Origin of the sequence: Cellulomonas rhizosphaerae (genome assembly GCF_003470205.1) — a bacterium.
Lineage (GTDB): Bacteria > Actinomycetota > Actinomycetes > Actinomycetales > Cellulomonadaceae > Cellulomonas > Cellulomonas rhizosphaerae.
In genome coordinates, this window is record NZ_QWKP01000172.1 from 1 (window position 1) to 20,978 (window position 20,978).

A 20,978-nucleotide genomic window follows, 5' to 3' on the forward strand; every position below is an offset into this window, starting at 1 on the left:
AGGCCGCCGAGCCGATCATCCCGCTGCACCTGTTCAAGAACCGCACGTTGGTCCTCGCGGTGATCGGGAGCGTCGCCGTCGGCATCGCGATGTTCGGCACGTCGGTCTTCATCGGCCAGTACATGCAGCTCGCGCGCGGCAAGACGCCGACGCAGTCCGGCCTCCTGACGATCCCGATGATCCTCGGCCTCATGGTCTCCTCGACCCTGAGCGGCCGCGTCATCGCCCGCACCGGCCACTACAAGCGGTTCATGATCGCCGGTGCCGTCATGCTCACGGTGGGCCTCGCGCTGATGGGCACGATCCACTACGACACGAACTTCATCCTCGTGGCGATCTACATGGCAGTCCTCGGCGCGGGCGTGGGCATGCTCATGCAGAACCTCGTCCTGGCCGTCCAGAACACCCTCGACGTCCGCGAGATCGGCTCGGGCACCTCCTCGGTCGCGTTCTTCCGGACCCTCGGCGGCGCGATCGGCGTCTCGGCGCTGGGCGCGGTGCTCGCGAGCCGCTCGACGGACCTGATCGCGAGCGGCCTGGCCAAGCTCGGCATCGACCCGTCGGCGATGGGCACCTCGGGCGCACTGCCCGACCTGAGCACGCTGCCCGGCCCCGTGCGCGAGGTCGTCGAGCGCGCGATGGGCGACTCGATCGCGGACCTGTTCCTCATCGCGACGCCCGTCGCACTCGTCTCGCTGATCGCCGTGCTGTTCCTCAAGGAGGTGCCGCTCGGCAACCGCTCGGGCATCGAGCAGCGCATCGAGGTCGACGGCCACTCGATCGACGAGCAGCCGGTCCTCGGCCAGCCGCTCGTGGGCGAGCCGGTCGTCACCTCGACGTCGGACGACGAGATCGAGGTCGACGACCCGCGCGGCGCGCGCGTCTAGCCGGCCGGCGCACAAGACCCCCGGACCGTCGGCGGTCCGGGGGTCTCGTGCGTCAGGGTCAGACTGCGCGCGGCACCGGTGCGCCGGCCGCCGACTGCTGGCGGGCCTGGGTCAGCGCACCGTTGAGCCGGGCGAGCTGGCGCGACAGGTCGACGATCTCCTCCGGGCTCCAGTCCGCGAGCGCGGTGTGCAGGTAGCCGCGGCGCGAGGCCTGCGCGGACTCGAGCCGCTCACGGCCGACGTCGGTCAGGCTCAGCAGCTGGCCGCGGAAGTCCTCCGGGTCCGGGCGGCGCGCGACGAAGCCGAGCTCCGCGAGACGGCTCAGCTGGCGCGACATCGTGCCGCGCCCCACGCCGATGTGCGCAGCGAGGTCGCTGGCTCGCACGACCGGCGTCGCGGCGATCAGCGCGAGCAGCTCGTAGGCCGCCGGCTCCAGGTCCGGGTGCACGCCGCGCGCGACGGCAGCCGAGGCCGCATGGGCTCGGCGCAGGAAGAGGCCGAGCTCGCGCTCCAGCTCACGGAAGTTCTCGTCGACCACGGCACACATCCTGGCCCAACCGCCGCACCGCCAGAACCAGCAAACGGACACGTCTGGGTGACAGCACCTAGGCCGAGCGGGTGGATTCAGCGCGCCCAGGTGAGGCGCTGGCGTGCGACCGTGGCCAGAGCGGCCACGCGGTCGGGCTCCAGGGCCACCGGCATCGCCCGGAAGACGGCGGGGACGACGTGCCGCGGGACGACCAGCGTGGGCGCCAGCGGGTCCTGCCGGCCCAGCACCTCGAGCTCGCCCTGCACGACGACGATGCTGCGCACCGTGATGGACGCGCACCCCGCCGCGACGAGCAGCGCGTGCGTGCGCTGGGCCTCGAGCCGGGCGTCGCGCAGGTAGCGCACGGACTGGCCGTCGACCTCGAGGACGCGTCCGTCGAGCCGGACGCGGTGGCCCGTGAGCCTGTGCTCGGCGATGGTGAAGATGCCGCCGGGGCCGAGCAGCAGGTGCGCGACGAGCGAGCCCTGGCGGCCGAGCGGGACGTCGTGCACGACCTGCCAGCCCTCGGCGGCCAGCCGCTCGAGCCGTGCGCGCAGCGGTGAGCCGCGCTCGACCCGGGCCTGGTCGGCGTCGACGACGTCGCGGTCGTTGCCCAGCCACGCCTCGAGGGCGGCCTGGTCGGCCGAGCCGAGGTCGTCGCCCGGCGTCGCCGGCACCGGCAGGACCAGCTCGGCCACGTCGGCGCGCAGGTACTCCTGGGCGGCGCGGCGCAGCCGGTCCTCGAGGATCGGGTCGTCCACGACGACCTCGCCGGACTGCAGGTCGACCGAGCCGACCGGCGCTCCGGTCTCCTGGGTCACGAACAGGCGGTCGGCGCCGTAGCGCCTCCACCGTCGGACCGTCAGGAGCTGTTCCACGTGAGCATTATCGGCAGGAACAGCTCCCGACTACAGCCGCGTCCAGCACGTGTCGACCAGATGGCCGAACACTTTCGGGGTCAGGCGCCGGCCTCGAAGGTCAGGCTGACCGAGTTCATGCAGAAGCGGTCACCCGTCGGGGTCTGCGGGGCGTCCGCGAACACGTGCCCCAGGTGCGAGCCGCAACGCGCGCAACGCACCTCGGTGCGCACCATCCCGTGCGAGCGGTCCTCGATGAGCTCGACCGAGTCGCCGGCCAGCGGGGTGTAGAAGCTGGGCCAGCCGCAGTGCGAGTCGAACTTCGCGTCGGAGCGGAACAGCTCCGCGCTGCACGCCCGACAGCGGTAGACACCGGCGCGCTTCTCGTCGAGCAGCTCCCCGGTCCACGCCCGCTCGGTGCCAGCCTGTCGCAGCACCGCGAACTCCTGCGGGTTCAGCTCGAGCGCCCACTCCTGGTCGGTCTTGGTCACGTCGTACGTCACGTCGGCCTCCTTCGTCGTCCTGCCGTCTGCGGGGGGCCGGGCCTGCCGGTTCCCCCGACCAGCCCAACACCGTGCCACGCTCGGACGTTCCCGGCGCGCCGCCCGGTACCCTCGCCTCACGCACGCCGCCTCCGGTGTGCCGCGGAAGGTCATGAGGTCCTGCGTGCGCTCTTCCTCCACCCGTCGACGGCGCTGGTCGCTGACGCGGTACTTCGCGTTCGTCAGCGTGCTGGCGATGGCGGCGCTGGGGTGCGCGCTCGTGTGGGTCACCGCGACGGTGATGCGCGAGCAGGCGATCAACGACGGCACGGCTGCGGCAGAGTCCGTCATGGCGTACGCCGTGGCGCCACTGCCGGCCTCGGCGTTCGTCGACGGCCAGCTGACCGACGCCGAGGAGGCGGCGGTACGCGCCTCGACCGCCGGGTTCGGCGACCGGATCGTCGACCTGCGGCTCTGGAGCACGGTCGGCGTGCTGCTCTACAGCAAGTCCGAGGCCGAGACGGGCTTTCCTGACACCGCCCGCAACAACCAGGTCCTGGCTTCCGGTGTCTCGGACGCGCAGGTCATCACCGACGTGCGGGAGTCGCAGGAGGTCGGTTCGCCGAGCAGGCAGCAGCAGGTTCTCGACGTCTACGTGCCCGTGCGCGCGAGCAACGCGCACGGGGGTGCGTCGGGCGGGGCGCCGGTCGACCCCGCGAAGACCATCGGGACCGCCGAGATCATGCTCAACCACGACGACGCCACGGCAGCGCTGCGGTCGGCGGTCGGTACCGTCGCGCTCGTCGTCGCCGGCGGCCTCGTCGCCCTGTGGCTGCTGCTGTTCCGCACGGTGTTCACGACGTCGAAGCGCCTCCAGGCGACCGCGCTGGAGAACGCCCGCCTCGCGCTGCTCGACTCCCTCACGGGCCTGCCCAACCGGCGGCTGCTCACCGAGCGGATGACCAAGACGGTCGCCGACGCCCAGCGCAACGGCGCGCGGCTCGGCATGGTGCTGCTCGACATCGACCGGTTCAAGGACATCAACGACTCGCTCGGCCACGACCACGGCGACGAGCTCCTCGAGCAGGTCGCGGACCGGCTGCGCAAGGCGCTGCGCGACGAGGACGTGGTGGCCCGGCTCGGCGGTGACGAGTTCGCGATCCTGCTGACGGACGTCCGCTCGGTCGAGGACGCCGAGCAGCTCGCGCGCCGCGTCCGCGAGCTCTTCGGTCCGCCGTTCAAGCTCGGCGAGATGTCGCTGCACGTCGAGACGTCCATCGGGGTCTCGTGCCTGCCCGACCACGCCGGCGACGCGTCGTCCCTCATGCGCACCGCGGACGTCGCGATGTACGCCGCGAAGCACCACCGCACCGGCGTCGCCACCTACTCGCCCGAGGAGGACCACTCCTCCCCCGCACGGCTCGTCCTGCTCGGCGACCTGCACCGCGCGCTCGACCCCGCGCCGGGTGAGCCGCGCGAGCTCGAGCTGCACTACCAGCCGAAGGTCGACCTCGACACGGGCCGGATCCTGGGCCTCGAGGCGCTCATGCGCTGGCGGCACCCCGAGCGCGGGCTCCTGCTGCCCACGGTGTTCATCCCGCTCGCGGAGCAGTCCGGCATCATCCACCGCCTCACCCGCTACGCCCTGACGAACGCCGTCGAACAGCTCGCCGCCTGGAGCGCCGAGGGGCGCTCGACGCCCATCGCGGTCAACCTCTCGGCGCACGACGTGACGTCGCACAACGTCGTCGTCGTGATCGAGGACCTGCTCGCCGAGCACGACGTCCCGGCGTCGCTGCTCGAGGTCGAGATCACCGAGACCGCGCTGGTCGCGGACCCCTCCCGTGTGGTCCCGGTGCTCGAGCGCCTCGCCGCGCTCGGGGTCAAGGTCGCGATCGACGACTTCGGCATCGGCAACACCTCGATCGCCCAGCTCCGCGACCTGCCCGTGCAGGAGCTCAAGATCGACCGCCTGTTCGTCAGCGACCTGGGCGACGGCGGCCGGGAGAGCGCGCACGTGGTCGTCCAGGCGATGGTCGACCTCGCGCACTCGTTCGGCCTGCGCGTCGTCGCCGAGGGGGTCGAGGACCAGATCACGGCCGCGACCCTGCGCCGGCTCGGGGTCGACCAGGCCCAGGGGTTCCTCTACTCGCGGGCTGTCCCCGCCGACGAGGTCACCGCGCTCGCGATGCTCCCGCAGCCCCGTCGCACCACGACACGCACCCCACGGAAGCAGAAGAGCGGGTGAACTGAGGCAGACTCCTCAAGACTCGCGGATTGCTGCCGATGTACGAAGCGGGGAACCTCTACCCCCCACCCGGACCCGAGGAGTGCCCGCTCGTGATGGACGACCTGCTGCAGGAGATGATCAACCCCGCGCCGGCGCAGCACGACCGCCCGCGTCGCCGCCGCCTCTGGACGACCGTGGTCGTCGTCGGGCTGGCAGCCGTGGGTGTGACGTCCCTGACGACGTCGGCCCTGTTCTCGGACCAGGAGAAGTCGGGCTCGACGATCACGACCGGCTCGCTCGACCTCAAGGCTGACGACAGCCTCACCTTCTCCGTGCCGTTCGACAACATGCTCCCGGGCGCGCAGGTCGTCGCGCCGGTCACGCTGAAGAACGACGGCAGCCTCGCGTTCGAGTACGCGGTCAGCGTGGCAGCGACATCCACGCCGAGCGGGAACACCGACCCCAGCCTCGGCAACGGGGACGACGCCGGGACCGGAGACCTGCCGGACCAGCTCCACCTCGACCTGTTCACCGTGACCAGCACCAGCGCGTGCACCCTCAACGGCGTCGCCGCCAAGACGGCGATCGGCAGCTCGAGCGGCGCGTGGGGCATCACGGCCGAGCGGATCGTCGGTGGCGCGACCGCCGGCGCGACCGGCAACCGCACGCTCGACTCCGACGAGGACGAGGTCCTCTGCGCACGAGTCTCGTTCTCCTCCGCAGCGGGCAACGCGTACCAGAACACCGCGGCGAAGGTCACCCTGACGTTCGACGCGTTGCAGCTGCCGTTCAACCCGAGCCAGCCCGACACGTCCCAGCGGTAGCCCATGCCCCGGGCGGAGCTGCACCCGGTCGTCGCGACAGTCGAACGCCGACAGCCGCGCCCGACACCGGCGACCGTTCCCGCGCCACCCCGGCCTCGCCGCAGGAAGCGACGCCGGCTGGTCTCGGTCTCGTTGTGGACGGTCATCGTGGCGTGCGCCCTCGCCTATGCCACGTCGCTCGCTGTCCCGCTCTGGTACCAGCTGAACGACCAGCGGCTCCTCATCGTCACCTCGGGATCGATGGCGCCGTACTTCGACGCCGGCGATGCGGTGGTGATGCAGAACGTCACCAACCCGTCACAGCTCAAGCCTGGTCTGGTCGTCTCGTTCTGGCCGCTCAACTCCGAGCAGCTCGTCACGCACCGGATCGTTGCGCTGAAGAACATCGTGACCACCCGGGTGATCCCGGGCACGGAGCAGATGACGCCCGTGCTGCGCCCGGACGGCAGCGAGCAGACGTCCCCGCACATCATCACGAAGGGTGACGCGAACGAGGAGAACGACCCGGACGCGACGCCCTACACCCGCGTCCGCGGCATCGTCCTGTCCGTCCACCCCAAGTGGGGCTGGATCATGCAGTGGGCCAGCTCGCCGGCCGGACGCGCGGTCATGCTCGTCCCGCCGCTGGTCGCACTCGCTACGCTCGAGCTGCTCGCGGTGGCCGACGGCCGCCGACGGGTCAAGCCGAAGCCACGCTCGACCGCAGAGGAGAGGCACGTCGATGCCGTTCTCCGCGGGTGAGACGACCGAGGGCCGCCGGCTGATCGGGGCCGACCGCGCGACGTGGGTCCGCCTGCTCGCCGCGCTCGGCCTCGCCGCGGCGGCGGCCACGTTCCCGCACGTCGGCTGGACGTCCGCGGAGTTCACGGACTCGCACGGGACGTCCGGCGTCGTCCAGACCGCGCCGGACTTCGACCCCGACGCGCCGCCCCCCGCCGACGACGAGCCGGCTGCTCCGACCGACGAGCCGCCCGCACCCGAGGATCCCCCGGGCACGGACGGCTGACGGGACTCAGTCCCGCACGCCGCGACCCGCCAGCAGCACGCCGGCCGGGTCGAAACGGCGCGACAGCGTCCCGAGCCGAGCAGCCACGGCGGGGCTGTAGACCCGCCGCGCCCACCCGACGCCGGCCGTGTCGGTGAAGTTCGGCAGCCCGCCGTCCCTCGCCCACGGCGCGAGCGCCCCGACGATCCGCCGGGAGTCGGCCACGACGACCTGGGCGATCTCGGGGATCATCAGGCCGATCGCGAACACCTGGTACGCCGCCTCGCGGTGCGCGAACGCGCTGTCCGGGCCACGGCGCACGGCCCCGCCGAGCTGGCGGACCTCGACCATCGCCTGCGCCGTCTGCGCGTCGGGGCCGACCAGGTCGACGAGGACGTCGGCCGTGTCGGGCCCGAACTCGTCGAGCAGCAGCGACGACTCGTGCAGCGGCATCGGGTCGTCCGGGTCGGAGTGCACCGCGCCGATCGCGGAGTAGGGCATGACGCCGACGGCGTCGATCAGCGGGGTCGCGACCGCGCGCATCGCGCGGATCATCTCCTCGCCGACGGCCGGGTCCCCGGTCCAGACGAACCGCAGCGCGATCGTCGTGCGGCCGCGCAGCGGCTCGGGGAACGGGTCCATGTCCGGCAGCCGCATGACGGCGATCGACGTGGTCCCCTCCTCCGGCAGCAGGTCGGTCCACACGCTCCACGTGCGGAGCACGGCCGTGGCATCCGCGCCGTCGAACCAGATCGCGCCGCCGTAGACCTCGGGCAGCTCGACGAGGTCGATCTCGACGGCCGTGACGATGCCGAGCGAGCCCTTCCCGCCGCGCAGGCCCCAGAACAGCTCGGGGTTCTCCGTGGCCGAGGCCCGGCGGATCTCGCCGTCGCCCGTCACCACGTCGAAGGCGCGGACGGTGTCGGACGACAGCCCGTGCGAACGCGCCAGCGGGCCGACGCCGCCACCGGTGAGGAAACCGACGACGCCGACGTCGGTCGACGAGCCGCACAGCCCGGCGAGCCCGTGCGGAGCCGCCGCCTCGAGCACCGCGGCCCAGCGGACGCCGGCGCCGACGCGCGCCCACCGCTGCGCGGCGTGGATCTCGAGCTCGTCGAGCGCGGCCGTGTGCACGAGGATCGCGTCGGCCATCGTCTCGGTCGCGCCGTGGCCCGTGCTCGCGACCGCGACCGGGACGCCGGAGGCCGTCGCGATCCGGAGGGTCGCGCTGACCTCGTCGGGGCTCGTGACCTCGACGACCGCGAGCGGACGGACGGCCTTGGTGATGTTGCTCGTGACGGTCAGCTCGGCGTAGCGGGCGTCGCCGGGCAGGTGCAGGCGCGCGACGGCGCCGGCCAGCGCACCGACCGCGGCGGCGGAGGCGGGACGGAATGCCGTGCCGACAGTGGCGCGGGTGGCAGGGGTGTGTGTGCTCATCGTTCGTCCTTCGGGGGCTCGACGCGGGTGTGCCCGCGTCGGGTTCTCTCGGCGCCGTGTTCGACGCACCGGGCAGGAAGGGGCCGCCACCCCTGCGCCTGATACGTCCAGTTCGGTCAGGCCCCCGGAAGGGTGAACGTGAAGGTCGTGCCCTCGCCCACGCGGCTGGCGATCGTGAGCTCGCCGCCGTGAGCCTCGACGATCGCCTTCGCGATCGACAGCCCGAGCCCGATCCCGGGGATCGCACGCTGCGTCGCGGTGGAGGCGCGGAAGAACCGGGTGGCCAGCCGATCGAGCTCGTCGGGCGCGATACCGATGCCGGTGTCGGCGACCGAGACGACGGCACCGCCTGCGGGAGCCGCGGCGACCCGCACGTCGATCCGTCCCCCGCGCGGCGTGAACTTCACCGCGTTCGAGACGAGGTTGGCCACGACCTGCTCGAGCCGCATGGCGTCGCCCGGGACGTGCACGGGCTCGGCCTCCAGGTGCAGGGTGACCCCAGCGCCCTCGGCACCGGGCGCTGCCTCGGCCAGCGTGGCCCGCGCGACGTCGGCGAGGTCGACGTCCTGGTGCGCGATCGTGAAGCGGCCCGCGTCGAGCTGGGCGGTGAGCAGGAGGTCGCTCACGAGCCGCAGCTGCCGCCGGGCGTTGCGCTCGACGACGAGGAGGAACTCGCGCTGCTCGTCGGTGAGCGGGTCGGGGCCGTCGAGGATGAGGTCGACGTAGCTGAGCACCGAGGACAGGGGGGTGCGCAGCTCGTGGCTGACCAACGAGACGAACTGGTCCTTGAGACGAGCCGCCTCGCGCTCGAGGGTCACGTCGGCGGCCACGACGACGTAGCCGATCGTCGACCCCTTGCCGTCGATGCGGCGGGTCACCGCGAGCTGGAGGGTCCCGCAGCTGCCGTCGTGGCGGCGGAAGGTCCAGTCGCGGACCAGCACGCCCGAGGTGATCGTCGGCGCCGCCACCGCGGCGAACAGTGCTTCCTCATCCGCCTCGGCGGCCGCGGTCGCGTCGACCTCGAAGACCTCGCGGTAGCGCGCCTCGAGCTGACCGTGGTCGAACAGGCTGACGAGGCTGCGTCGGCCGACGACCTCGTCCCTGGTGTAGCCGAACATCCGCTCGGCGCCCGGGTTGAAGACCTCGACGAGCCCGTCGGCATCGGTCGCGACGATCGCCTGCTCGGTGACCGCGTCCATCACCGACCCCAGGTGGGCACGCGACGCCTCGGTCTCGCGCACCAGGCTCGCGAGCGCCTCCGCGTCCGCCGTGAGCTGCTCGTTGAGGCGCAGCTGCTCGACCTGCAGGGCCGCGAGTGCCGCGTTGCGAGCGCGCAGCCGCGACGTCGCCTCGTGGACGATGACACCGACCGTCCCCGCCACGACCGCGACGAACAGGCTGCGCAGGAAGAGCTGGGTCGTGACCTCCGCCTCGGCGTCGAGGATCACGGGGACCTCGACGACCGCCGCCACGCCGAGCGTCCCGACGACCACCCCGGCGCGCCCCGGCCGGCCTGCGAGCATCACGGCGGGCAGGAACAGGATCGAGCCGAACGGCGAGGCGATGCCGCCCGTGCCGGTGCGCAGCATCGCGATGGCGACGAACTGCAGGACGGGCAGGGCGATCTGCGCGGACTCCGGCCAGCGGTGCCACGGAAGCGCCCACGCGAGCACGATGACGAGCGCCGCGACCGCCGAGCCGAGCCAGAGCGAGGACGCGTCGACGAGGATCGTCGGGATGACCGTGAGCGCGACGAGCGCGAGCGCGTAGACGAGGACGAACGGGAGCTGGCGCTCGAAGACGCCGGCCTCGGGCCCGATGACCCGGCCGAGCACGCGCAACCAGCGCGCGCCGCGCGAGCGCAGGTCGTCGTCGGTCTCGACCAGCGGGGGCGCGTGCGTGGTCACGCGATCATCGCCCGCACGACGATGGCGACCCCGGTGAGCGCGGCCGCGATCAGCCCGATCCAGATGAGCCCTCGCTCGGAGCGCTGGTCCGCGCGGATCTCGCGGCGCATCGCCGCGGGATCCCAGGGTGCGCGAGTCTCGTCGTCGGCCGTCATCAGCCCACCACCCTGCCAGTCTTCTCGGTCTTGTCCCAGGCGGTGCTCGCCCCGCGCCACTGCTTGGCGTAGGCGTCGAGCGTGATCGCGCACAGCACGGGGCCGAAGCCGACGACGTACAGCAGGAAGCGCGACGGCCACCTGCCGCCGGGCAGCGACTCGAGCCAGCGGACCAGCCACGCGCTCAGCATGGCGATCACCGTCCAGGCGTAGAAGACCAGCGTGAGGACCTCGATCGCGGTCGCGGACATCTCCACACCGAGCCACTGCGGGATCCGCACCTCCCAGAGGCCGGGGATCCACGCCGCGAGCATCACGATGATCGCCCCGATGCCCGGGAAGAGCAGCCCCTGCACCCACGACCGGCGCGACGTCTCGCGGTCGAGCATGAGCGTCGTCGCGGTGATGAAGACGTACGCCACCACCGCGACCCACCACAGCGACTGGAACGTGGTCCGCGCGATGTCCGGGGCCACGAAGTACAGCCCGACGAGGCCGAGCGCCGCCGCCGTCATCGCGACCGGCAGGAGGTAGATCGAGAACCAGATGGCACCGAAGGTCAGCGACGAGAGCCGGTGCCCGGCACCGCGCGACGAGAAGGGCCGGCGGAACCAGACCTTCTTGAACCGCCGCGTGATCTGCACGTTCCCGCGCGCCCAGCGCACCCGCTGCTTCCACAGCGCGACGACCGAGTCGGGCTCCTCGGCGAGCACCACGGCAGCCGGCTCGAAGACGACGTGGCGCCCGTCGAGCTGCGTGAGGAACGTGGTGAAGGTGTCCTCGGCGAGCGTCGTGGTGTCGATGCGACCGCCCACGGCCTCGAGGTTGGCGCGCGCGTGCAGCTGCGCCCCGCCGGCCAGGCAGGCCATCGCGCCCATGACGTTCTGCGCGCGCCGGGCGGCCGCCTGCGCGGTCACGTACTCGTAGCCGATGAACTTGGAGACCGTGCCCGGCTTGCCCGAGCCCTCGCGGATGAACGCGGTCACGGCACCCACCGTCGGGTCGGCGAGGTGGCGGGTCATCTTGCGCAGCGAGTCCGGCCGGTAGATGACGTCCGCGTCCATGATGAGCAGCGCCTCCATCCAGTCGTCGGCCAGCGCCTGCTCGATGCCGTGGTTGAGGGTGTGCGCCTTGCCCTGGCCGCCCTGGGCGCGCCGCAGGTGGACGATCCGGCCGGGGTGCTCGGCGGCCTTGGCGAGCACCACGTCCGGGGTGTCGTCGGTGCTCGCGTCGTCGACGACGTAGACGCGCAGCCGGTCCGGCGGGTACTCCAGGCCCATGAGGCGCTCGAGCGAGCCTCTGAGCACCGCACCCTCGTTCCACGCGGGCACCACCACGACGACCCGCGGCAGGTAGGGGCCGGCGTCGCCGAGGTGGTTCTTCACCGCGTGCACGGGGACCAGCAGGTACTGCACCACGCCGGCGATGACCGGGATGATGCCCGCGGCCACGGCCATGAGCAGGACGACGACGAGCACGTCGTGCCAGGTCATGAGCGCCCGACCGACCTCAGCCACGGGTAGGCGCCGACGTCGGACTCGTGGTGGGCGTCGGACGCGGCGACGAGCTCGACGCCCGCGGCGGCCCAGCGGCCGCGGACGCGCTCCCCGGGGCACGTCCACTTCTCGTTGACCTCGACGGTCGTGCCGGTCTCGATCGCCGCGGCCCCGAGCGCGTCGAGCAGCTCGTCGCTCACGTCGTCCTCGGTCAGGCCGATCTTCGGCAGCAGCGAGAACGGGTGGGCGACCTGCGCGCGCGCGACGGACCGCATCGCGCGGATCGTCGCCAGGACGAGCATCTCGACCGCGTCACCCGGGGCGAGGCCCGCGGCGATCCGCTCGGTCGTCACGCGTGGGCTCCACGGGCCGTCCGGGCCGGGGAACTGGTGGTCGGCGAGCAGCACCCGGTCCACGCCCGCGGGCGTCCCGACGGCCGCGAGGACCTCGGGGGGCGCGTCGATCGCGCCGGCCGCGTCGAGGATCTTGGCCTCGACGCCGGTCAGCACCGTGAGGCCGTCGTGCGCCGGAAGCGCCCGGACGACGGCGAGGAAGTCCGGCACGTACGTCGTCGTGGTCCGCACGTGGTCGACCATGCGGATCGTGGCCAGGCCCGCGCGCACGGCGGCGTCGAGGTTCTCCTGGGGCGAGCTGACCGCGTCGTCGGAGAACGTCGAGTGGACGTGGTGGTCGCCATCGAGGACCGGGCCGCGCCCCCGTCCGCCGCTCATCGCGGGGGCAGGACCTGGTCGACCGGCAGGAAGACGTCCTCGAGGTAGCGGACGTTGGCGATCTCGACGAAGTCCATCGAGGTCGGGACGTTGCGCGAGAGCACGGCGTCGAGCGTGATCGAGGGCATGTCGACGCCGGCCGCGATGGTCAGGGGCATCGCGCCCGGGAACCGCGGGTTGACCTCGAGCAGCGCGGGGACGCCGTCCTTGCCGCGCTTGAGCTGCACGTTGGCGACGGTCGTCAGGCCGATCGCCTTCGCCACCGCGGTCGCGGTGGCCTCGAGCTCGGCGTCGTGCACGGTCACGCCGGCCACCGCCACGCCCGAGTCGACCCGCAGCCGCGCGCGGGGCACGGCCGCGATGACCCGTCCGTCGAGCCCGGCCAGGACGTCGACCGAGTACTCGTCGCCCGGGAGGTGCTCCTGCACGAGCAGATCCTCCTCCGCGTGCACGGCGTCGAGCTCGGCCTGCGAGGACACGAGGCGCACGCCGCGCGAGCCGGCCCCGCGCCGCGGCTTGACGATCACCGGGAAGTCCCAGCCGGAGACGGCCTGCGGCGTGCCGAGCAGCTCGGTGCGCGGCACGCGGCACGTCCGCTCGGTCGCGCGGGCCAGCGCGAGCTTGTCGAGGCAGGTCTCGAGCGTGCGCAGCGACGGCGAGGCGAGCAGCGTGCCGCCCTCGTGCAGCCGGTCGCGCTCGGCGGCCAGGCGCGGCAGCTCGACGTCGACCGTCGGGAACAGCACGTCGATGCGGTCGTCGCGGCACGTGGCCAGGACCACGTCGACGAAGTCGTCGGCCAGCCCCGCAGGGACGAGCCGGCGGTGCTCGCCGTCGACCAGGTACAGGCCGCTGGCCCAGCGGTCCATGTCCGCGGCCACCACCTCGACGTCGCCACGGCGCAGCAGGGAGCGGATGACCGCGACCCCCGCCGGCCCACCGGCTCCGGTCACGAGAACTCTCATCGGTGCCCTCCGTGCTGGTCCTCGGCACGCTCGGGTGCGGCGGCCCGGAGGCCGGCCCCGCCCGAGCGCGTGATCATGGCGGCGGCGCGGATCATCTCGAGCGGCTCGACCCACCCGCCGGTGCCGAACCGCCCCCAGTACCGGGCCGTGCTGCGCACGAGGTCCGGGTCCATGTAGTCGCGATGCTGCTGGGAGGTGAAGGCCGCGAGCATCTCGAGCTTCTTCTCGACGAAGCCGTCGATGGGCACGAAGCGCGTGGGCCGGTAGTCGATCGTCGCGGACGGGCTCTGGAACGAGCCCACGTACGGGATCTTGCGCGCCGCGACCTGCACGGACTCGTGCACGGCACGGTGGTCCTGGTGCCGGTCGTGCGACGAGTGCGTGTAGACGATCGTGGGGCTGACCAGCGCGATCGTCTCCTCGATGGCCGTGATGATGCCGGCCGCCGGGTCGAGGCGCGTGTCGGGGAAGTCGTGCAGGAACAGCCGCGCGCCGATCACGCCCGCCGCGGCGAGGGCCTCGTGGCGTCGCTCGTCGGCCGCACCACCGATCGCGCCGCCCGAGAGCGTGAGGATGACGACGGTGTCGCCGTTGGCCTGGTGGGAGGCGAGCGTGCCGCCGATCCCGATCTCGACGTCGTCCGGGTGCGCGCCGACCGCGAGCACGACCTCGCCGTGCGAGGCCGCCGCGCGGCGCTGACGGCCCTGCAGGCCGAGGGTCGAGACCCGGTCGACGAGGACCGCCGCGGGGACGGGCTTGACCAGGAACTCGTCGGCGTCGCGGCGCAAGGCCTCGACCGCGTAGTCGACGCTCGCGAACGCGGTCGTCACGACGACAGGCACGCCGGGAGCCCGCGAGCGCAGCTCGACCAGGAGGTCCAGCCCGGACATGCCGGGCATCTGGATGTCGGTGACCACGGCGTCGAACGACTCGGCGGCGACCGCGGCCAGCGCCGACATCGCCTCGTGCACGACGGACACGGACATGCCGCCGCGACGCTCGAGCACCGTCCGCACGAACTGCGCGGTGTCGACGTCGTCCTCGACCACCAGGACCTTGAGTGGTTCCTCCGTCACAGCCACCATCCTTCCGGGCCCCACGCTAACGGGATCGGCTGTGGTCCGCCCACACGCGGCGGGGTGATGACGGCAGGTCAGAGGGTGAGGTGATCGGCGAAGCAGAGTGATCCACCACACAGCGCGCGAGCCGGAATACCCAAGGCACTCACCCGGTTGTGCGCATCAGTACATGCAAACGCATGGACTTTCGAGACTGGACCTGTGAGGCGCGAGATGCAGTTCGGGATCTTCACCGTCGGAGACGTCACCACCGACCCGACGACGGGCCGCACGCCGGACGACACCGAGCGCGTGCGCAACATGCTCACGATCGCCAAGCACGCCGACGAGGCGGGGCTGGACGTCTTCGCGACGGGCGAGCACCACAACCCACCGTTCGTGCCCTCGTCGCCCACCACGATGCTCGGCTACCTCGCGGGCGTCACCAAGAACATCACGCTGTCCACCTCGACGACCCTGATCACGACGAACGACCCGGTGCGCCTGGCCGAGGAGTACGCGATGCTCCAGGTCATCGCCGACGGCCGGATGGACCTCATGATGGGCCGCGGCAACACCGGCCCCGTCTACCCGTGGTTCGGGCAGGACATCCGCCAGGGCATCCCGCTGGCCATCGAGAACTACGCGCTGCTGCGCCGGCTCTGGACCGAGGACGTCGTCGACTGGTCCGGCAAGTTCCGCACCCCGCTCCAGGGCTTCACCTCGACGCCCCGCCCGCTCGACGGCGTCCCGCCGTTCGTCTGGCACGGCTCGATCCGGTCCCCCGAGATCGCCGAGCAGGCCGCGTTCTACGGCGACGGGTTCTTCCACAACGCGATTTTCTGGCCCATGGAGCACACCGCGCAGATGGTGCAGTTCTACCGCCAGCGCTTCGAGCACTACGGGCACGGCCAGGCCGACCAGGCGATCGTCGGGCTCGGCGGCCAGGTCTTCATGAACAAGGACTCGCAGCGCGCGGTCTCCGAGTTCCGGCCGTACTTCGACAACGCGCCGGTCTACGGACACGGGCCGTCGCTCGAGGACTTCTCGCGCGACACCCCGCTGACCGTCGGCTCGCCGCAGCAGGTCATCGACCGGTACTCGAAGCACCGCGAGCAGGTCGGCGACTACCAGCGCCAGCTGTTCCTCATGGACCACGCGGGCCTGCCGCTGAAGACCGTGCTCGAGCAGATCGACCTGCTGGCCGGAGAGGTCGTGCCCGTGCTTCGTCGTGAGGCCGAGGCCGCCCGCCCCGCGCACGTGCCGGCCAACCCGCCGACCCACGCCGAGCGCGTCGCCCTCGCCCGCGCCGCAGGTGAGGTCCACTCGCAGTCCGTCGCTGCCGCCGACCACTGGACCGGCCGCACCGCCGAGGACGACGTGGAAGCAGCAGACGCCGTCTCGCGTTGAGACACTTCGAACCTCTTGTGCTGAAGGAAGAAGGAACGATGAGCGAGCGCTCGATCGTCGTCATCTCGGCAGGCCTGTCCCAGCCGTCGTCCACGAGGCTCCTCGCGGACCGGCTCGCGGACGCCACGGTCACCGAGCTGGCAGCCCGCGGCATCACCGCGCGGGTGCACCACGTGGAGCTGCGTGACCTCGCGCACGAGGTCGTCAACACCATGCTGACCGGCTTCGCCACGGGCGAGCTGGCCACGGCCCTCGAGGCCGTCAAGGGCGCCGACGGCGTCATCGCGGTCACGCCGATCTTCTCGGCGTCGTACGCGGGGCTGTTCAAGTCGTTCGTCGACATCCTCGAGCCGGACGCACTCTCCGGCATGCCGGTGCTGCTCGGCGCGACGGGCGGCTCGGCCCGCCACTCGCTGGCCATCGACTACGCGCTGCGACCCCTGTTCGGCTACCTGCACGCGGACGTCCAGCCGACGTCCGTCTTCGCGGCCACCGACGACTGGGCCACCGCCGGCGGCGACGAGAGCCACCCGCTCCCGTCGCGCATCCGCCGCGCGGGCCGCGAGCTCGCGGAGACGGCCGCCGACCGCGAGCCGTCCGCCCCCGCGGGCCTGTACGACGCGGTCCCGAGCTTCTCGGACCTCCTCGGCGGCGCCTGACCGCCGTCCCGCCACCTCCGTCATCTCGCCGATTCCGCATCAAGTCGCCGGTCTGTTCCGGCGAGACGATGCGGAATCGGCGAGATGTTCGGTGTTCGGGCCCGAGGGCGCGGGCCGCGGCCGGCCGGTGGGCGCTCGGCGGCAGGCGCTCAGGGCGTGCGGCGCCTAGCGTCGGGGGATGACCGCGCCGTACTGGGTGACCCGGGTGAACCTGGTGTTCACCAACAAGATCATGGGGACGTTCTCCGACGACGTCCCGCCGCTCGCCACGCTCCACCATGTGGGCCGGACCTCGGGGCGGCGCTACCGGACGCCGATCATGGCGTTCCCCACGCGGCGCGGGTTCGTCATCGCGCTCACCTACGGGCCGGGCGTGCAGTGGCTGCGCAACCTCGAGGCCGGCGAGGGCCGGCTCGTGCGGGCGCGGCGGGTGCACGTGCTCACCGACCCGGTGATGCTCTCGCCCGACGAGGGAGCCGCGCTGGTCCCCCGCTGGACGCGCACCGCCCTGCGCCTGCTGCACGTCGACGACTTCGTCGAGCTCGCCGCCGCTCCGGCCTGACACGACCCTGCCTGACACGCACCGGCCTACGATCGGCAGGACGCCCGACGAGGAGGCGCACGTGACCCTGGCCGCCCGCCTGCGCCGCGCCGCGCGGGCCATGACCGCGCCGCCCCCCATGCCCGAGCTCGAGGAGCCCGCCGCCCCGCCCGACGTCCCCGCCGACCTGACCCCGCTGCTGCGCGAGCTGGGTGCCGCGCTGCTCTCGTCGGGCCAGTCCGTGGTCGACACGGAGAACCAGCTGGCGGCGGTCGCGCAGGCGCACGGCGCCGACCAGGTGCGCGTCCTGGTGCTGCCGACCGGCGTGTTCCTCCAGGTGGAGACCGCGCACGGGCCGCAGAGCGACTTCACCGGCCCCGGCACGTCCGGGACGCTCCCCCTGCACCAGATCGGGCGCATCGACTCGCTCGTGCGGCGGCTGACGAACGGGGAGGTCGAGCTCGCGGCGGCGCGGCTCGAGGTGCGGGAGGTCCTCGCGTCGCCGCCCCGGTTCGGCCCGCTGCTCGTCGTGCTCGGCCACGCGCTGCTGACGCTCGGGTTCGGCCTGATCCTCTACCCGACCGTCGACGCGCTGCCGATCTACCTCGGCCTGGGGGCCGCCGTCGGGGCGCTGCGTCTGGTCGCCGCTCGCTGGCCGACGCTCGAGGCCGTCCTTCCCGTGTTCGCCGCGTTCCTCGTGGCCATCGTGACGATCCAGTGGATCGCGCCCTGGGTGGGCGCCGACCCGCTGCGTCTGCTGACCCCCGCGCTCGTGAGCTTCCTGCCCGGCGCCGTGCTGACGGTCGCGGCGATCGAGCTCACCAGCAACCAGGTCGTCGCCGGCGCGAGCCGGATGGTCTACGGCGTGGCCCAGCTGCTGCTCCTCGCGTTCGGGGTGGTCGCCGCGGTGACGCTCACCGGGCCGTGGGACACGTCGACGCAGCCCGACGCGCTGAGCCGGTGGATCGGCCTCGTCGGTGTTCTCGTCGTGGCCGTCGGCTACCGGTTCTTCTCGTCGACCCCGCGCGGCTCGTTCTGGTGGCTGCTCCTCGCGCTCTACTCCGCCTACCTCGCGCAGCGGCTCGGCACCGAGCTGCTGACGCCCGAGCTGGGTGGCTTCATCGGTGGGCTCGTCGTCGCGCCCGTCGCCCAGGCCATCGCGCGCGTGCGCACGGGGCCACCCGCAGTCGTCGTGACGCTCCCCGCGTTCTGGCTGCTCGTGCCCGGCGCGCTCGGCTTCCGCAGCATCTCCGAGCTGGCGACCGGCCAGTCGCTGGGCCTCGCCGACCTCGTCGACACCGTGATCGCGCTGTTCTCGATCGCGCTCGGGGTGCTCGTCGGCAGTGCACTGACCCGCGACGCCCGGCAGGTGACGCACGTGGTCCGCGCTGCGATCCCGTCGCGTCGCGACGACGCCTGATCCGCCTGACTGGCGCATCCCAAGATCTGAGAGAGCGGTCCCTCGCCGATTTTCTCCGTCTTGACAGGACGTTTGCCCGGGTTCATGGTGATCTCCGAGAGAGCGCTCCCTGGCTCTCGCCGCCACATCCCACCCTGTCAATGACGACCCCTGGGGGAAGCATGGCTCCCGTACTCCGTCCTGGCTCGGCCGCGTCTGCACGCGGCGGGGCACCCACGCACCCGGTCGGCGACCAGCGGGCCGCGCACGCCGGCCGGCCCGCCGCGCGCATCGCCGTCGCCGCGCTGGCAGCGCTCGCCGTGCTGCTCTCGCTTGCGGCCGTCCGGGCCGACCAGGCGCACGCCCTGGCCCCCGGCATCGTCGTGCTGTCGCAGGGCAAGCCCACGACGGCCTCGTCCGCCGAGTCCGCCGCGACCCCCGCGAGCGCGGCGACCGACGGCGACACGGGCACGCGATGGTCGAGCGCCTTCTCCGACAACCAGTGGATCCAGGTGGACCTCGGCGCGACGAAGGCGTTCGTCGGGTTCGACCTCACGTGGGAGTCCGCCTACGCCTCGCGGTACACGATCGCGACGTCGACCGACGGCACCACGTGGACCACCGTCGTCAACGGCACGGCGACCTCGGCGGCCAAGCAGTCGCTGACCGCGAGCGGCAGCGCCCGCTACGTGCGGCTCACGGGCACGCAGCGCGCGACCGGCTACGGCATCTCGCTGTTCGAGCTCCAGGTGCTCGGCACCACGGACACGTCCGCCGCCACGCTGCTGTCGAAGGGCCGGCCGACGACGGCCTCGTCGAGCGAGTCGGCCGCGACGCCCGCGTCCTCCGCGACCGACGGCGACCTCGGCACCCGCTGGTCGAGCGCGTTCTCCGTGCCGCAGTGGATCCAGGTGGACCTGGGCTCGTCGCGCGCCCTCACGCGCGTCGACCTGACCTGGGAGGCCGCCTACGCCACCGCGTTCACGATCCAGTCCTCGCAGGACGGCACCACGTGGACGACGCAGGCCACGCAGACCGCGGCCACCGGCGGGAAGCAGTCGATCGCGCTCGGCGGCACGGGCCGGTACGTGCGCCTCAACGCGACCGCGAAGGCCACCGGATACGGCATCTCCCTGTGGGAGCTCGAGGTCTTCGGCAGCGGCGACAGCAGCACGCCCACGCCGACCCCGACGCCGACAACCACCCCGAACCCCGGCGGTGCGGTGCTGCTCAGCTACAAGAAGCCCGGCACCGCGTCCTCGAGCCAGGACGACGGCACGTGCTACCAGTGCACCCCGGACAAGGCGCTCGACGCCGACGCCGCCTCGCGCTGGGCCACCGCCAACCCCGGCGGCTGGACCGACGCGGGCTGGCTCCAGGTGGACCTCGGCGCGACCGCGCACGTCTCCCGCGTCGTGCTGCAGTGGGACCCGGCGTACGCGACCGGCTACCAGATCCAGGTCTCCGCGAACGGCACGACGTGGACGACGATCTACTCGACGACCACGGGCAAGGGCCTCAAGGAGACGCTCGACGTCTCGGGCGACGGCCGCTACGTGCGGCTCAACCTCACCAAGCGCAGCGGGCCGTACGGCTACTCGCTGTACGGGTTCGACGTGTACGGCACCGGCGGCAACCCGGTCCAGCCGCCCACCGTGAACCTCCCGGCGCCCAGCTTCACGCGCCTGGCGTGGAGCGACGAGTTCAACGGCGCCGCGGGCTCGGGCCCGGACGCGTCCAAGTGGACGGTCGACGCGGGCACCGGGCAGAACGGCGAGCAGCAGTACTACACGCCCACCGGGAACCTGAACATGGACGGGCAGGGTCACCTCGTGATCGAGGCCCGCAAGGAGAGCGCCGGCGGGCGTGACTACACCTCGGGCCGCATGAACACGTCCAACAAGTTCATGTTCACCTACGGCCGGGTCGAGGCGCGGGTCAAGGTGCCGACGGGCCAGGGCTACTGGCCGGCGTTCTGGATGATGGGCGCCGACTTCCTCACCGGCCGGCCGTGGCCGTACAACGGCGAGGTCGACATCATGGAGGTGCTCGGCAAGGACACCACCACGTCGTACTCGACGCTGCACGCCCCGGCGTACAACGGCGCGGGCGGCTACGGCGGCTCCTACAAGCTGCCCGACGGCGCACCCCTGTCGAACGACTTCCACACGTGGGCCGCCGAGTGGGACGCCACCGGGATCCGGTACTACCTGGACAACCGCCTGGTGTTCACCGCCGACAAGGCGACCGTGGAGTCGACGCGCGGGCCGTGGATCTACGACCACGACTTCTACGTGATCCTCAACCTCGCGGTGGGCGGCGACTGGCCCGGCCCGGTCGACGCCAGCACGCCGTTCCCGGCGAAGATGCTGGTCGACTACGTGCGCGTCTACCGCTGAGCTGGGACGGCGGCGCCGGGGCTCCCCCGG

At 72.5% G+C, this 20,978-nt stretch carries 20 protein-coding genes; 10 read left to right on the plus strand and 10 right to left on the minus strand.

Features of this window, described 5'->3' with window-relative positions; translation table 11 throughout:
• Positions 1-887 (plus strand): MFS transporter (locus tag D1825_RS07265; protein ID WP_118766772.1); only part of this gene is annotated, 887 nt, incomplete at its 5' end.
• 58 nt (positions 888-945) lie between these two features.
• Here D1825_RS07265 and D1825_RS07270 read toward each other — a convergent pair.
• The 3 genes from D1825_RS07270 to msrB all read right to left on the minus strand — a co-directional run bounded on the left by D1825_RS07270 (position 946) and on the right by msrB (position 2,776).
• Positions 946-1,425 (minus strand): MarR family winged helix-turn-helix transcriptional regulator, encoded by a 480-nt coding sequence (locus D1825_RS07270; protein WP_233549692.1) that lies wholly within the window; start codon positions 1,423-1,425, stop codon positions 946-948.
• An 86-nt stretch (positions 1,426-1,511) separates the two neighbouring features.
• Entirely contained in the window at positions 1,512-2,294 is a 783-nt protein-coding gene (locus D1825_RS07275) for an NERD domain-containing protein (RefSeq protein ID WP_118766774.1), read from the minus strand.
• Between the two features lie 80 nt (positions 2,295-2,374).
• Positions 2,375-2,776, minus strand: a complete 402-nt coding sequence (gene msrB, locus D1825_RS07280; protein WP_118766775.1) for a peptide-methionine (R)-S-oxide reductase MsrB — start codon at positions 2,774-2,776, stop codon at positions 2,375-2,377.
• A gap of 163 nt (positions 2,777-2,939) precedes the next feature.
• On the opposite strand from msrB, the gene D1825_RS07285 reads away from it, so the two are divergent.
• From D1825_RS07285 to D1825_RS07300, 4 genes are all read left to right on the plus strand, one after another.
• The gene (locus D1825_RS07285) at positions 2,940-5,003 is read left to right on the plus strand and encodes a putative bifunctional diguanylate cyclase/phosphodiesterase (RefSeq protein ID WP_233549694.1); all 2,064 of its coding nucleotides are present in this window, start codon (positions 2,940-2,942) and stop codon (positions 5,001-5,003) included.
• Between the two features lie 95 nt (positions 5,004-5,098).
• Entirely contained in the window at positions 5,099-5,809 is a 711-nt protein-coding gene (locus D1825_RS07290; RefSeq protein WP_233549698.1) for a TasA family protein, read from the plus strand.
• A 147-nt stretch (positions 5,810-5,956) separates the two neighbouring features.
• Positions 5,957-6,550: a signal peptidase I gene (locus tag D1825_RS07295; protein ID WP_233549695.1), complete on the plus strand. Its 594-nt coding sequence runs from the start codon at positions 5,957-5,959 to the stop codon at positions 6,548-6,550.
• Positions 6,531-6,815: a hypothetical protein gene (locus tag D1825_RS07300; protein ID WP_118766777.1), complete on the plus strand. Its 285-nt coding sequence runs from the start codon at positions 6,531-6,533 to the stop codon at positions 6,813-6,815. Before D1825_RS07295 ends, D1825_RS07300 begins: the two co-directional genes overlap by 20 nt.
• Before the next feature lie 6 nt (positions 6,816-6,821).
• Here D1825_RS07300 and D1825_RS07305 read toward each other — a convergent pair whose 3' ends face one another.
• The 7 genes from D1825_RS07305 to D1825_RS07330 all read right to left on the minus strand — a co-directional run bounded on the left by D1825_RS07305 (position 6,822) and on the right by D1825_RS07330 (position 14,558).
• Positions 6,822-8,231, minus strand: a complete 1,410-nt coding sequence (locus D1825_RS07305) for an FAD-binding oxidoreductase (RefSeq protein WP_118766778.1) — start codon at positions 8,229-8,231, stop codon at positions 6,822-6,824.
• Positions 8,232-8,347: 116 nt separating this feature from the next.
• Complete coding sequence (locus tag D1825_RS07310; protein WP_233549697.1) at positions 8,348-10,138, minus strand: sensor histidine kinase; 1,791 nt, start codon at positions 10,136-10,138, stop codon at positions 8,348-8,350.
• Entirely contained in the window at positions 10,135-10,293 is a 159-nt protein-coding gene (locus D1825_RS18210) for a hypothetical protein (protein WP_158580695.1), read from the minus strand. The genes D1825_RS07310 and D1825_RS18210 overlap by 4 nt, the downstream gene beginning before the upstream one ends.
• Entirely contained in the window at positions 10,293-11,786 is a 1,494-nt protein-coding gene (locus D1825_RS07315) for a glycosyltransferase (protein ID WP_118766790.1), read from the minus strand. Before D1825_RS07315 ends, D1825_RS18210 begins: the two co-directional genes overlap by 1 nt.
• Positions 11,783-12,520: a PHP domain-containing protein gene (locus D1825_RS07320; protein WP_118766779.1), complete on the minus strand. Its 738-nt coding sequence runs from the start codon at positions 12,518-12,520 to the stop codon at positions 11,783-11,785. Before D1825_RS07320 ends, D1825_RS07315 begins: the two co-directional genes overlap by 4 nt.
• Entirely contained in the window at positions 12,517-13,482 is a 966-nt protein-coding gene (locus tag D1825_RS07325) for an ATP-grasp domain-containing protein (RefSeq protein WP_118766780.1), read from the minus strand. The genes D1825_RS07320 and D1825_RS07325 overlap by 4 nt, the downstream gene beginning before the upstream one ends.
• The gene (locus D1825_RS07330) at positions 13,479-14,558 is read right to left on the minus strand and encodes a response regulator (RefSeq protein WP_118766781.1); all 1,080 of its coding nucleotides are present in this window, start codon (positions 14,556-14,558) and stop codon (positions 13,479-13,481) included. Before D1825_RS07330 ends, D1825_RS07325 begins: the two co-directional genes overlap by 4 nt.
• Before the next feature lie 216 nt (positions 14,559-14,774).
• On the opposite strand from D1825_RS07330, the gene D1825_RS07335 reads away from it, so the two are divergent.
• The 5 genes from D1825_RS07335 (at position 14,775) to D1825_RS07355 (ending at position 20,948) form a co-directional block, all read left to right on the plus strand.
• A complete protein-coding gene (locus D1825_RS07335) occupies positions 14,775-15,950 on the plus strand; it encodes an LLM class flavin-dependent oxidoreductase (RefSeq protein ID WP_118766782.1) in 1,176 nt (391 codons plus the stop codon).
• A 38-nt stretch (positions 15,951-15,988) separates the two neighbouring features.
• On the plus strand, positions 15,989-16,609 hold the full coding sequence (locus D1825_RS07340) for an FMN reductase (RefSeq protein ID WP_118766783.1): 621 nt from the start codon (positions 15,989-15,991) through the stop codon (positions 16,607-16,609).
• Between the two features lie 178 nt (positions 16,610-16,787).
• Complete coding sequence (locus tag D1825_RS07345) at positions 16,788-17,171, plus strand: nitroreductase family deazaflavin-dependent oxidoreductase (RefSeq protein WP_118766784.1); 384 nt, start codon at positions 16,788-16,790, stop codon at positions 17,169-17,171.
• A 61-nt stretch (positions 17,172-17,232) separates the two neighbouring features.
• Positions 17,233-18,570 carry a threonine/serine exporter family protein gene (locus D1825_RS07350; RefSeq protein WP_118766785.1) on the plus strand — a complete coding sequence of 446 codons (1,338 nt, stop codon included), beginning with the start codon at positions 17,233-17,235 and terminating at the stop codon, positions 18,568-18,570.
• Positions 18,571-18,731: 161 nt separating this feature from the next.
• Positions 18,732-20,948 (plus strand): discoidin domain-containing protein, encoded by a 2,217-nt coding sequence (locus D1825_RS07355; protein ID WP_118766786.1) that lies wholly within the window; start codon positions 18,732-18,734, stop codon positions 20,946-20,948.
• The last annotated feature ends 30 nt before the right edge of the window (positions 20,949-20,978 follow it).